This window comes from Pseudomonas sp. OF001, assembly GCF_904426495.1.
Taxonomy (GTDB): Bacteria; Pseudomonadota; Gammaproteobacteria; order Pseudomonadales; family Pseudomonadaceae; genus Geopseudomonas.
In genome coordinates this window covers 40718-53102 of the sequence record NZ_CAJGBM010000016.1, presented here as the reverse complement: position 1 = coordinate 53102, position 12385 = coordinate 40718, and the positions used below count along the sequence as shown (strand labels likewise).

Here is a 12385-nt window from a genome sequence, read left to right as displayed (position 1 = left end):
GTCAGCGGAGTTCTCGCAACCGGGTTCGCAGGGCTGTTCATGCACGAACTGCCTGCTCCGCAGACCACAAGGGGCTGCGCTTTCCCTCCTCGCAAACTGCATGCGGAGCCTTCGCAGATTTGCCAGCCTCGCCAGCGGAACGTCCTGCGCGTCCGCGACCGTTCCTCAAGTCTAGGTGACGCAGCACTGCGGCGGAGCATTCTCCGGCGAACGGTCGGGGCGGGCGGCGAAGGCGGCCGTGGCCGGCGGCAAGGCGGTAGCCGGGGGGCGTTGCGGCCACCCCCCGGGAGATCGGCGAGGGTCTATTGCCGGGCCTCTACCTCCGCCTCCACTCGGCGGTTGATAGCCCGTCCTTCCGGAGTGGCGTTGTCGGCCACCGGGCGGCTTTCGCCGTAGCCGACAGCGTCGACGCGGTCGGCCGCCACGCCGTACTCGTTGACCAGCACGTCGCGCACGGCGTTGGCGCGCCGCTCGGACAGCCGCTGGTTGTAGGCGTCGGGGCCGACCGAGTCGGTATGGCCTTCGACGGTGGTGGTGGTCTGCGGATACTCGCGCATGAAGTCGGCCACTGCCTTGATGTCGACCTTGCTGCCTTCCTTGACCTCGGACTTGTTGAAGTCGAACTTGACGTCCAGCTCCACGCGTACCGGGGCGGCGGGCATCGGCTCCGGTGCGGGAGCGGCGGCGACCGGTTGCGGGCAGCCGGTGGCGTCCACCGGAGTGCCCTTCGGCGTGTCGGGGCACTTGTCTTCCTTGTTCACCACGCCATCGCCGTCGGCGTCGCCGCGTACCCAGCAGTAGGCCGCGCCGGTGAGGGCGCCGATGCCCAGGCCGCCGGCCGCCCATTCCGCGCTTTCGATGGCGCCCAGGGCCGCGCCGGTGACACCGCCGACGGCCGCACAGGGCGGCCAGTCGCTCTGGACCAGCCCGGCACAGCCTGTGAGCAGGCTGCTGGCCAGTACCAGGGGTACAGCTGTTCTTGCGATATGCATTGCCAGTTCTCCTCGATGGAACGGGAGGTACTACTTGTCTTGCCGGCCGTAACGGGCTGAGCAATGCAGCAAGTCTTGCACCGGATGTGGGGTTGTCAAAATGACGAGCCGCCCGGCGCCGCGGATGGCGCAGGCCGCGGCGGACCTTCTGACGAATGGCCGTGTCCAGTGGCCATGCCGCGCGGATCCTGACCTAACGTGAGTGTTTGTTCGCCCACTCCGGTGCCACCGGCCGAGCGAACTCCTGCAATCCCGCCCTCGTCAGGAGATCAGCATGAGCACTCCCTACTCGCGTCTCGACAGCAGGCAGGCCGCCGTCCTGCTGGTGGATCACCAGACCGGCCTGCTGTCGCTGGTCCGCGACCACGACCCGGACCGTTTCAAGAACAACGTGCTGGCGCTGGCCGATCTGGCCGCCTACTTCAAGCTGCCGACCATCCTCACCACCAGCTTCGAGAGCGGCCCCAACGGCCCGCTGGTGCCGGAGCTGAAGGCGCAGTTCCCCGACGCGCCCTACATCGCCCGGCCGGGCCAGATCAATGCCTGGGACAACGAGGACTTCGTCAGGGCGGTCAAGGCGACCGGCCGCCGGCAACTGATCCTCGCCGGGGTGGTGACCGAGGTGTGCGTGGCCTTCCCGGCACTGTCGGCCCTCGCCGAGGGCTTCGAGGTGTTCGTGGTCGCCGATGCCTCCGGTACCTTCAACGAGGTGACCCGACAGGCGGCCTGGCAGCGCATGGCGGCAGCCGGGGCGCAGCTGATGACCTGGTTCGGCGTGGCCTGCGAGCTGCATCGCGACTGGCGCAACGACGTCGAGGGACTGGCGGCGCTGTTCTCCAGCCACATTCCGGACTACCGCAACCTGATCAACAGCCATGCGGCCTTCACCGCAGGCAAGTAGTTCTGGCCGCTTCGCTCCGGGGAGGGGCGTGCGGCCGGGTCGACCGGCGGTATTTTGTCGGCCGGGGCGCGCGGAATCGGTGCCTGCGCAGGTCTTCGCCTAGAGTAGATAAGGTGCTTTACCACCCTGTAGTTGCCCTGCCGCTTCGCAGCGCAAGCGCAGGGCTTGCGAGCAGAGACGCTGCGCAGGTAAGCCACCATGTACACTCCGCGATACCCCATGGCCCTGTTAGGCAGCCTGCTCTGCCTGACCACCCCCGGCGTGGCCAATGCCGGGAGCATCGTGTCCTCCCCCTCGTCCGCCGCTGACGACCTCGGCCTGGTCTACCAGCTGCGCGAGGACACCCGCATCGGCCTGTTCTACAGCTTCCCGGTGGCGGGCGAGCAGGGTGCCGACAACCCGCCGCTGGCTCGAGCGAGCCTGCTGGATGCGCGCGGCCTGAGCAGCGCCCCGATGCCCGACATGAACCTGCCGCAGGCGGCGACCCTCAGCCTGCACCAGGCCCTGGGCGAGCAGTGGGTCGTGCAGATCAGCGCCGGCTGGCAGGACTGGTCGGCGTACAGCCGAACCGGTGTCGAGTGGGATGCCGCCACTGCGAGCGCCGTTGCGGCCAGGCGCAACTACCGCGACACCTGGCACCTGGCCATCGGCACCCAGTACCGGCCCAGCCCGAAACTGCTTCTGCAGGCAGGGGTGGGCTACGAGACCTCTGCGCTGACCGACGGCAGCCGGGCCTTCTCCGCCTCCATGGCGCCCACCTGGCGCCTGGCGTCGGGGCTCAGCTATGCCTACGACCGGAACACCGAACTCAACTTCAACTATGCCTTCACCCGGGTGGGCGACATGCCGGGGATCCAGGGCGGCGCGGAAAGAACCGGGCGTTTCGGCATCTCCGACGAGTTTGCCAATGCCTACTTCCATACCCTGACCTGGTCCGTGACCTGGCGTTACTGAAGCTTCCTGCACGGTGGCGACAGCGGGATGCGCGCCACCGGCTGGCCTGGTGTCGGGCTCCGCTGGCGGGGCGGCTCATTGCCGGGGGCAGGGGGGGCGAATAAAAAAGCGTGGCCGCGAGGGCCACGCGAAGGGCGAAGGGCAGGACTGAAATCCCTCCGCCTTGGAGATGGAGCGGCTGGACGCGGGCGGATGCCCGGCAGGGCGCGCAGAGGAAAAACGCGCAGGATTCTCCTCCGGATGGCCAGCCGCGGTGGGTCAGGCGCCGCTGCGCGCCGGCAGCAGCACGCCGCGGCATTCGCCGAAGCCGATCGAGGGCTGGCCCTCGCGGCGGCAGCGGGCACGCAGGATCACCTCGTCGCCGTCCTCGAGGAAGGTGCGGGTCTCGCCGCTGGCGAGCGTGAGCGGCTGCTTGCCGCCGAAGGTGCTCTCCAGCAGGCTGCCGAACTGGCTGGGCTCCGGGCCGGACAGGGTGCCGGAGCCGAACAGGTCGCCGGGCTGCAGCTTGCAGCCGCCGACGCTGTGATGGGCGACCATCTGCGCCACGGTCCAGTACATGTGGCGGGTGTTGCTCAGCGCCAGGCGCTGCGGGGGCAGGCCCCGCTCGCGCATGGCGGCGGTGAGCAGCAGCACTTCCAGCTCGATGTCGAAGGCGCCGCGGGCCTGGTCCTGGGCGTCCAGCAGGTAGGGCAGCGGCTGCGGATCGCCGGCCGGACGCGGCGGCTGGGCGGTGCGGAACGGCTCCAGCGCCTCGGGCATCACCACCCAGGCCGACACCGTGGAGGCGAAGTTCTTGGCCAGGAACGGGCCGAGCGGCTGGTATTCCCAGGCCTGCACGTCGCGCGCCGACCAGTCGTTGAGCAGGCAGAAGCCGGCGACGTGCTCGCCGGCCTCGCCGATGGCGATGGCCTCGCCCATCGCGTTGCCCTGGCCGATCCAGATGCCCAGCTCCAGCTCGTAGTCCAGGCGCTTGCTCGGGCCGAAGCTCGGCGCTTCCTGGCCCGGCGGCAGGGTCTGGCCGAGCGGGCGGCGAACCGGAGTGCCGGAGACGCACACGGTGGAGGCGCGGCCGTGGTAGCCGATCGGCACGTGCTTGTAGTTGGGCAGCAGCGGGTTGTCCGGGCGGAACAGGCGGCCGACGTTGTTGGCGTGGTGGATGCCGACGTAGAAGTCGGTGTAGTCGCCGACCTTGGCCGGCAGCTGCAGCTGGCAGGCGGCCATGGCCGGCAGCAGGGCGTCGCCGAGGGCCTCCATCTGCGCCTGTGCCGGCGAGCCTTCGGCGAGCAGTTCGCTCAGCGCGGCGCGCAGGGCGCGGCGGGCCGGGGCGCCCAGGGCGAAGAAGGCGTTCAGGCAGTCGCCGCTGGCGGCCTCGGCGGCGGCTTTCGCCTCGCCCTCGAACAGGCCGGCCTCGCAGGCGACCTTGAGGTCGAGGATGCGCTCGCCGATGGCCACGCCGCCGCGCGGCGCCTGGCCCTGCGGGCTGAAGATGCCCAGCGGCAGGTTCTGCAGGGGGAAGTCGGCGTGGCCGTTGGCCGAGGCGATCCAGCTGTTGCGGTTGGCTGCGTTGCTCATCAATCAGTTCCCCTCCGGGGTGAAGGTCTTGGCCATGCCGGCCCAGCAGGAATCGTAGTCCTTCTGCAGCTGCGGGCATTCCAGGGCGTATTGGGTCGGGCGCAGTACCTGGCCGCTCTCGAACATGAAGGCCATGGTGTTGTCGATCCTGTGCGGCTTGAGTTCGGCGGCGATGGCCTGGGCGGTGGTGGCGTTGTCCGGGCCGTGGGCGCTCATGCAGTTGTGCAGCGAGGCGCCGCCGGGGACGAAGCCCTCGGCCTTGGCGTCGTAGACGCCCTGGATCAGGCCCATGAACTCGTTCATCAGGTTGCGGTGGAACCACGGCGGGCGGAAGGTGCTTTCGGCGACCATCCAGCGCGGCGGGAAGATCACGAAGTCGACGTTGGCCTTGCCGGGCGTGTCGCTCGGCGCGGTCAGCACGGTGAAGATCGACGGGTCCGGGTGGTCGTAGCTGACCGTGCCGATGGTGTTGAAGCGGCGCAGGTCGTACTTGCAGGGCACCAGGTTGCCGTGCCAGGCGACCACGTCCAGCGGCGAGTGGTCCAGCTCGGTGGCCCACAGCTCGCCGCAGAACTTCTGCACCAGGCTGGTCGGCGCGTCGCTGTCCTCGTAGTGGGCGACCGGGGCGAGGAAGTCGCGCGGGTTGGCCAGGCCGTTGCTGCCGATGGGGCCGAGGTCGGGCAGGCGCAGGGCGCAGCCGTGGTTCTCGCAGACGTAGCCGCGCGCCGACTCATCCAGCAGCTCGACGCGGAACTTCAGGCCACGCGGGATCACCGCGATCTCCAGCGGCTCGACGTCCAAGCGGCCCAGCTCGCTGGCGATGCGCAGGCGCCCGACCTGCGGGACGATCAGCAGCTCGCCGTCGGCGTCGAAGAACACCCGCTGCATCGAGGCGTTGGCGGCGTACAGGTAGACGCTGATGCCGCTGGTGGATTCGGCGGGGGCGTTGGCGGCCAGGGCGACCAGGCCGTCGACGAAGTCGGTCGGCACCTGCGGGATCTCCAGCGGGCTCCAGCGCAGGCGGTTGGGGTTGACCGGGCCGAGGCGGTTGCCGGCGATCTGCCGCTCCAGGCGCTCGAAGCGGCCGTGGGCGGCGGACGGGCGGATGCGGTACATCCAGGTACGCCGCGCCTCGCTGCGCGGCACGGTGAAGGCGGTGCCGGACAGCTGCTCGGCATACAGGCCGTAGGGCACCTTCTGCGGCGAGTTCTGGCCGACCGGCAGGGCGCCGGGCAGCGCCTCGCTGGCGAACTCGTTGCCGAAGCCCGCCAGGTAGGCGAGATCTTCGCGGGTATGTTGTGCGTGCATAGGCATCGGGGGTGCTTTTTGTTATTTGCGTAAGTTTATTTTGATTAGCGTAATCATGGAGCCGTTGGGGCGTCAAGCGCAGGGCAATCGCTGTAGGGGCGAATTCATTCGCCTTGGCGGGACCATGCTGGCGAATGAATTCGCCCCTACAGGGTTTGCGAAAGCCTTACTGGAACATCTCCTTGTAGCTGCCGTCGTGCATCCAGGCGGCGTGCTTGGGCGCGCGCTTGGTCTGCGCCCACTCCTCGAGCATGGCCCACTTCACCTCATCCAGCGCTGCGAGCATCTTCGGCGAGCCGGTGTTGGCAGCCAGCTCCAGGCGGTGGCCGTTGGGGTCGAAGAAGTAGATCGACTGGAACAGCGCGTGGTCGGTCGGGCCGATGACCTTGATCCCGGCCGCCTCCAGGCGCGCCTTGGCGGCCAGCAGCACCTCCATGGACTCGACCTGCAGGGCCAGGTGCTGGGTCCACACCGGGGTGTTGGGGTCGCGGCCCATCTCCGGCTGGGTGGGTAGCTCGAAGAACGCCAGCACGTTGCCCATGCCAGCGTCGAGGAAGATGTGCATGTAGGGATCGGCCTCGCCGGTCGACGGCACAGCGTCCTCGGCGATCGACAGGATCAGCTTCATGCCCAGGTGCTGCTCGTACCAGCGGGCGGTTTCCAGCGCGTCCTTGCAGCGGTAGGCCACGTGATGGACTTTCTGCACGATCGGATTCATGACGGTCTCCCTTGCTCGATGGTTGCTGCGGGCTTGCCGGTTCGGAAGGGGAGCCGATGGCGTGCGCGCATTTTGTTATGTGTAATCAACTTACGCAAAACGTAACTCGCGTGTCGGGGAGCGTCAAGCGTAGAATTCGCCATCCATCGCCCAAGCACAGGAAGGACCATGACCAGCGATACCGAGCGCGCCGCGGCGCCGCGGCGGCAGAAGGTGCAATCCGCCGAGGTCGGCACCGACATCCTCAAGGGCCTGGCCGAGCTGGCCCCGGCCACCTCGCTGTCGCGCCTGGCCGAGCACGTCGGCATGCCGGCGAGCAAGGTGCACCGCTACCTGCAGGCGCTGATCGCCAGCGGCTTCGCCGAGCAGGACGAGACCAGCGGCCACTACGGGCTGGGCCGCGAGGCGCTGTTCGTCGGCCTGGCCGCCATCGGCCGGCTGGACGTGACCAAGGTGGCGCTGTCGCGCCTGGTCGAGCTGCGCGATGCGCTCAACGAGACCTGCTTCCTCGCCGTGTGGGGCAACAAGGGGCCGACCGTGGTGCACGTCGAGCAGGCGGTGCGCGCGGTGACCGTGGTCACCCAGGTGGGCTCGGTGCTGCCGCTGCTGGGCTCATCGACCGGCCTGGTGTTCGACGCCTTCCTGCCGGCGGTGGAGAGCGCCGCGCTGCAGGCCCAGGCGCTGGCCGAGCCGGGCGCGCCGAGTACCAGCGAGCTGGAGGCGCTGCGCGCGCAGATCCGCGCCCGCGGCCTGCACCACGTGCACGGGCTGCTGATGTCGGGGGTGAACGCGCTGTCGGCGCCGCTGTTCGCGGCGGGCGGCAAGCTGGCCGGGGTGATCACCGTGGTCGGCACCGCGCCGGGCTTCGCCGCCGATCCCGAGGGTGCGCAGGCCGAGCGGCTGCTGGCGGTGGCCCGGGAGATCAGTGCGCGGATGTGCGGGTAGGGGGCCTGGTCTTTCTCTCGTCTATGGCCCCGCACCCCAGGCCTGGCGCAGGGCCAGCAGGGCATGGGTGATGTCGGTCTCGGGGACGGCGGCGAAGCCCAGGACCAGGCCGGCCCGGGCATCCGCCGGCGTGTCGCCGCCGGGCAGCCAGTAGCGGCTCAGGCCGTTCAGCTCGACCCCGACCCGCTGCGCGGCGGCGAGCAGCGCACGCTCGCGGGCCAGACTGTCGAGCCGCACGCACAGGTGCAGGCCGGCCTCGACCGCCGGCAGCGGCGCGCAGCCGGGTACGTTCTCGGGCCAGCCGGCCAGCAGGGCATCGCGGCGGTGCCGCGCCGCCGCACGCATGCGACGGATATGCCGCTGGAAGTGTCCGGCGGCGATGAACTCGGCCATCACCGCCTGGGTGCCGATTTCGGAATGGCGCATGTCCAGGGCGCGGCGGCGCGCAAACGGCTGCGCCAGCGCCGGCGGCAGCACCAGATAGCCGAGACGCAGGGCGGGGAAGGCGATCTTGCCGAAGGTACCGACGTAGATCACCCGACCGCTACGGTCGAGGGCGGCCAGCGGCGCCAGAGGGGCGCCGCTGTAGCGGTATTCGCCGTCGTAGTCGTCCTCGACGATCCAGCGGTCGTTCCGCTCTGCCCACTCCAGCAGCTGCAGGCGCCGCGCCAGCGACAGGGTCACGCCGGTGGGGTACTGGTGCGCCGGCGTGACGTAGACCAGCCGGCAATCCCCCAGCCGCTCCAGGGCCTGCGTGTCCAGTCCCTCGCCATCCACGGCGATGCCCTGCAGCTGCGCCCCGGCCAGGGCGAAGGCCTCGCCGGCGGCCCGATAGCCGGGGTCCTCGACCGCCACCCGCTCGCCGGGGTGGACCAGCAGCTGCGCGCACAGGCTGATGCCCTGCTGGGCGCCGCAGGTGATCACGATCTGCGCCGGGTCGCAGTGCAGGCCGCGGCTGCTGCGCAGATAGGCGGCGATCAGCTCGCGCAGCGATGCCTCGCCAGCCGGGTCGCCGTAGCCCAGGCGCGCCGGCGACGGCTTGCGCCAGAAGCGCGCCGACAGCCGGGCCCAGGTCTCGAAGGGGAACAGGTCGAAGGCCGGCACGCCCACGCGGAAGGCGCGCGGCGCGCCTGGTAGCGGTGCGGGCAGGTGATGCGCGGCCAGATGCTGCAGCGCCGGGGTCGCGGCCGGGTCGCCGGCGGGCATGCTGACCGGCCGCACCACACCGGCCAGTTCGGCGACGTAGGTGCCGGCGCCGACCCGCCCCTCGACATAGCCTTCGGCGTACAGCTGGTCGAAGGCACGGGTCACGGTATTGCGCGACAGGCCGAGCAGGGCGGCCAGCTCGCGGCTGGCCGGCAGACGCGCGCCAGCGGGCAGGCGGCCGTCGAGGATGCGCTCGCGCAGGGTCTGGTACAACTGGCGGGCGAGGCCCTGGCGCGGATCGAGCTGGATGCCGGAAAGATCGACCGGCAGCGGCGGGAGCGACATGGATTGGCTCCATGAAAGTGACAGTAAATGGATCTTACAGCAGACCAATATTCCGTTCAGGATGGCTGCATCACCCCGCAAGAGCCACCGCCATGTACCTGCCCACCGCCTTCAGGCAGACCGATCTCGCCGAGCTGCACCGGCTGATCGCCGCCAGCCGTTTGGCCACTGGCGCGGACTGACCGCATCCATGGCCACCGACTGACCCACCACGCAAAGGAACCCGCATGTCCAGCACACCGCTCGTCATCCGCCCGCTCGACGCCGCCGATCACGCCGCCTGGCTGCCACTCTGGCAGGCCTACCAGCGCTTCTACGACACCGAACTCCCCGCCGCGACCAGCGCCGTCACCTGGCAGCGCTTCCTCGACCCGGCCGAGCCCATGCATGCCGCCCTCGCCTGGCGCGACGGCGTGGCCGTGGGCCTGGTGCACTGGATCTTCCATCGCTCGTGCTGGACGCCGGGCGACTACTGCTACCTGCAGGACCTGTACGTGGCCGAGGGCCAGCGCGGCGGCGGCATCGGCCGCGCGCTGATCGAGCACGTGCGCGCCCAGGCCGTGGCCGCTGGCGCCAGCCGCGTGCACTGGCTGACCCAGGAAACCAACTACCCGGGCCGCCAGCTCTACGACCGCCTGGCCGAGCGTTCCGGCTTCATCCAGTACCGCCAGCTGCTGTGAAGGAGACGTGGCCGTGACCGACACCGACCTCAGCCACTGGCAGCCCTGTCCCGTGCCGCAGCACGCCCCGCTGGCCGGACGCTTCGTCAGCCTCGAACCGCTCGACGCGGCGCGCCACGCCGGCGAGCTGTGGACGGCACTGCACGGACCGCACGCGGATCCGCAGCAGTGGCAGTACATGGCCTACGGTCCGTTCGCCGCACGTGACGCCTTCGACGCCTGGCTGGCGGAGCGGGCCGCCGGCCGTGATCCGCTTTTCTTCGCCGTGCGCGAGCACGCCGACGGCCGCGTGGTCGGCCAACTCGCCCTGATGCGCATCACCCCGGCCCACGGCTGCATCGAGATCGGCCACGTGCTGTTCGGCCCCGCCCTGCAGCGCACGCCGGGCGCCAGCGAGGCGGTCTATCTGCTGATGCGGCTGGTCTTCGCGCTGGGCTACCGGCGCCTGGAGTGGAAGTGCGATGCGCAGAACGTGCGTTCGCTGCGCGCTGCCGAGCGCCTGGGCTTCGTCGCGGAGGGCCTGTTTCGCCAGCACATGGTGGTCAAGGGGCGCAGCCGTGACACCGCCTGGCATGCCTTGCTCGACCACCAGTGGCCGGCCCGGCGGGCGGCTCTGGAGCGCTGGCTGGCGGCGGAAAACTTCGATGCCGAGGGGCGGCAACGGCGGCGGCTGGAGGAGCTGCGCAGGGAGTGAGCGGGCTATCCGGCGCGGATCGGCGTGCCGGCAGGTGCGCCGGAAAGAAAAACGGCAACCCGGAACCAAGCTGCCAGGCCGTCCGGATTGCCGTGGGAGAAACGTGGGGGCGCCGTGAGTGCCCTTTCCCCCGCAGCCCTCTCCCGCGAGCGGGAGAGGGGAAGGTGTCGCTTACTCGGTGGCCAGCACGCCGCGGCGGATCTGGTCACGCTCGATGGACTCGAACAGCGCCTTGAAGTTGCCTTCACCGAAGCCGCTGTCACCCTTGCGCTGGATGAACTCGAAGAACACCGGGCCCATCAGGGTTTCCGAGAAGATCTGCAGCAGCAGGCGCTGCTCACCGTTCTCCGAGGCGCCGTCGAGCAGGATGCCGCGCGACTGCAGCTCGTCCACCGGCTCGCCGTGGCCGGGCAGGCGGCTTTCCAGCATCTCGTAGTAGGTGGCCGGCGGCGCGGTCATGAAGCGCATGCCCAGTTCCTTGAGGGCGTCCCAGGTCTTCAGCAGGTCGTCGGTGAGGAAGGCCACGTGCTGGATGCCCTCGCCGTTGAACTGCATGAGGAACTCCTCGATCTGCCCGCTGCCCTTGGAGGATTCCTCGTTGAGCGGGATGCGGATCAGGCCGTCCGGCGCGGTCATCGCCTTGGAGGTGAGGCCGGTGTACTCGCCCTTGATGTCGAAGTAGCGGATCTCGCGGAAGTTGAACAGCTTCTCGTAGAAGTCCGCCCAGTAGGCCATGCGCCCGCGGTAGACGTTGTGGGTCAGGTGGTCGATCAGCTTGAGGCCGGCGCCCTGCGGGTGGCGGTCGACGCCCTCGATGAACTCGAAGTCGATGTCGTAGATCGAGCTGCCCTCGCCGAAGCGGTCGATCAGGTAGATCGGCGCGCCGCCGATGCCCTTGATCGCCGGCAGGCGCAGCTCCATCGGCCCGGTGGGGATGTCGATCGGCTGGGCGCCCAGCTCCAGGGCGCGGGCGTAGGCCTGGTGGGCGTTCCTCACCCGGAAGGCCATGCCGCAGGCCGACGGACCGTGCTCGGCGGCGAAGTAGGAGGCGAGGCTCTTCGGCTCCTTGTTGAGGATCAGGTTGATGTCGCCCTGACGGTACAGGTCGACGTCCTTGGAGCGGTGGGTGGCGACCTTGGTGAAGCCCATCATGGCGAAGATGGGTTCCAGGGTGTTCGGCGTCGGCGCGGCGAATTCGATGAACTCGAAGCCCATCAGGCCCATCGGGTTTTCGAACAGATCGGTCATTTCGGTATCTCGCTTCTGTATCTTGTTGTCTTGAAGTTTGGCAGGTCAGCGGGCAGGTGCCGGCGCCGGTGGGGCGCAGGACAGGCCGCGGACGCTGCGCGCGAGGAAATCGCCGATCAGCAGCTGGAGGCCGAGGATTTTCATCTGGCGTGTGCTCAGGTCGGCCTGTCGGCCTGGGCGTCCGGGTGGGCCTTCTGGAAGGCCGGGTGTTCGAGGGCCAGGCGCTCGACGCGGGCAATGCGCGGGTAGGGCGACAGGTCCACGGCGAAGCGGTGCGCGGCGTACAGCTGGGGCAGCAGGTAGGCGTCGGCCAGGCCCGGTTCGCCGAAGCAGAAACCCTGGTCGCCGATCAGCGCCTCGACCGCGCGCAGGCCCTCGCCGATCCAGTGGGCGATCCACTGCTGTACCTGTTCCTCGTTCAGACCCAGGCCGCGCAGGCGGTTGAGCACCGCGACGTTGTGCAGCGGGTGGATGTCGCAGCCGATCAGCGCCGCCACGCCGCGCTGGCGGGCGCGCTCGACGGGATCGCTCGGCAGCAGGGGAGGCTGTGGGTAGCGCTCCTCGAGGTACTCGATGATCGCCGGCGACTGGATCAGCAGTGCGCCCTCGTCGCTGCGCAGGGCCGGCACGCGGGCCTGCGGATTGATGGCGCGGTAGACCGGCTGCAGCTGTTCGGTGACGCCCGGCGCCAGGTTGACCGGGATATGGCGGGCTTCCAGGCCCTTGAGCGCCAGGACGATGCGCACGCGGTAGGAAGCGGTGGAGCGGTAGTAGGTGTAGAGGTCCATGGGGCGCGCGCTCGTCGTTAATTGTTTTTTGCGTAATGCAGTTATGTTTTGTGCAATTTGCGGATTCGCGTGGCCGCTGTCAAGACGAAAAACG

12 protein-coding genes are annotated in these 12385 nt (G+C 69.5%); 5 read left to right on the top strand and 7 right to left on the bottom strand.

Annotation, left to right across the window (positions count from 1 at the left end; genetic code table 11):
* Positions 1-302: 302 nt before the first annotated feature.
* Positions 303-992: an OmpA family protein gene (locus RA210_RS11555; RefSeq protein ID WP_136488323.1), complete on the bottom strand. Its 690-nt coding sequence runs from the start codon at positions 990-992 to the stop codon at positions 303-305.
* A 274-nt stretch (positions 993-1266) separates the two neighbouring features.
* Here RA210_RS11555 and ycaC point away from each other — a divergent pair, with 274 nt between their 5' ends.
* Together ycaC and RA210_RS11545 are read left to right on the top strand one after the other, a co-directional pair.
* Positions 1267-1893, top strand: coding sequence for an isochorismate family cysteine hydrolase YcaC (gene ycaC, locus RA210_RS11550; RefSeq protein ID WP_136488322.1), 627 nt, complete (start codon positions 1267-1269; stop codon positions 1891-1893).
* A 219-nt stretch (positions 1894-2112) separates the two neighbouring features.
* A complete protein-coding gene (locus RA210_RS11545) occupies positions 2113-2847 on the top strand; it encodes an OmpP1/FadL family transporter (RefSeq protein ID WP_168772454.1) in 735 nt (244 codons plus the stop codon).
* A gap of 258 nt (positions 2848-3105) precedes the next feature.
* On the opposite strand, the gene fahA is transcribed toward RA210_RS11545, so the two are convergent.
* From fahA to RA210_RS11530, 3 genes are all read right to left on the bottom strand, one after another.
* Positions 3106-4419, bottom strand: a complete 1314-nt coding sequence (gene fahA, locus RA210_RS11540; RefSeq protein ID WP_201486545.1) for a fumarylacetoacetase — start codon at positions 4417-4419, stop codon at positions 3106-3108.
* Positions 4420-4422: 3 nt separating this feature from the next.
* Entirely contained in the window at positions 4423-5727 is a 1305-nt protein-coding gene (gene hmgA / locus RA210_RS11535) for a homogentisate 1,2-dioxygenase (RefSeq protein WP_442963398.1), read from the bottom strand.
* A gap of 166 nt (positions 5728-5893) precedes the next feature.
* On the bottom strand, positions 5894-6445 hold the full coding sequence (locus tag RA210_RS11530) for a VOC family protein (RefSeq protein ID WP_201486543.1): 552 nt from the start codon (positions 6443-6445) through the stop codon (positions 5894-5896).
* Positions 6446-6613: 168 nt separating this feature from the next.
* On the opposite strand from RA210_RS11530, the gene RA210_RS11525 reads away from it, so the two are divergent.
* On the top strand, positions 6614-7390 hold the full coding sequence (locus tag RA210_RS11525; protein WP_201486542.1) for an IclR family transcriptional regulator: 777 nt from the start codon (positions 6614-6616) through the stop codon (positions 7388-7390).
* A 21-nt stretch (positions 7391-7411) separates the two neighbouring features.
* On the opposite strand, the gene pdxR is transcribed toward RA210_RS11525, so the two are convergent.
* Positions 7412-8881, bottom strand: a complete 1470-nt coding sequence (pdxR, locus tag RA210_RS11520) for a MocR-like pyridoxine biosynthesis transcription factor PdxR (RefSeq protein WP_201486541.1) — start codon at positions 8879-8881, stop codon at positions 7412-7414.
* A 227-nt stretch (positions 8882-9108) separates the two neighbouring features.
* On the opposite strand from pdxR, the gene RA210_RS11515 reads away from it, so the two are divergent.
* Positions 9109-9561 (top strand): GNAT family N-acetyltransferase, encoded by a 453-nt coding sequence (locus RA210_RS11515; protein WP_136488315.1) that lies wholly within the window; start codon positions 9109-9111, stop codon positions 9559-9561.
* Positions 9562-9574: 13 nt separating this feature from the next.
* A complete protein-coding gene (locus RA210_RS11510) occupies positions 9575-10255 on the top strand; it encodes a GNAT family N-acetyltransferase (protein WP_136488314.1) in 681 nt (226 codons plus the stop codon).
* A 171-nt stretch (positions 10256-10426) separates the two neighbouring features.
* Here RA210_RS11510 and hppD read toward each other — a convergent pair whose 3' ends face one another.
* Together hppD and maiA are read right to left on the bottom strand one after the other, a co-directional pair.
* Positions 10427-11503: a 4-hydroxyphenylpyruvate dioxygenase gene (hppD, locus tag RA210_RS11505; protein WP_136488313.1), complete on the bottom strand. Its 1077-nt coding sequence runs from the start codon at positions 11501-11503 to the stop codon at positions 10427-10429.
* Positions 11504-11658: 155 nt separating this feature from the next.
* A complete protein-coding gene (gene maiA, locus RA210_RS11500; protein WP_136488312.1) occupies positions 11659-12291 on the bottom strand; it encodes a maleylacetoacetate isomerase in 633 nt (210 codons plus the stop codon).
* Positions 12292-12385 lie beyond the last annotated feature (94 nt).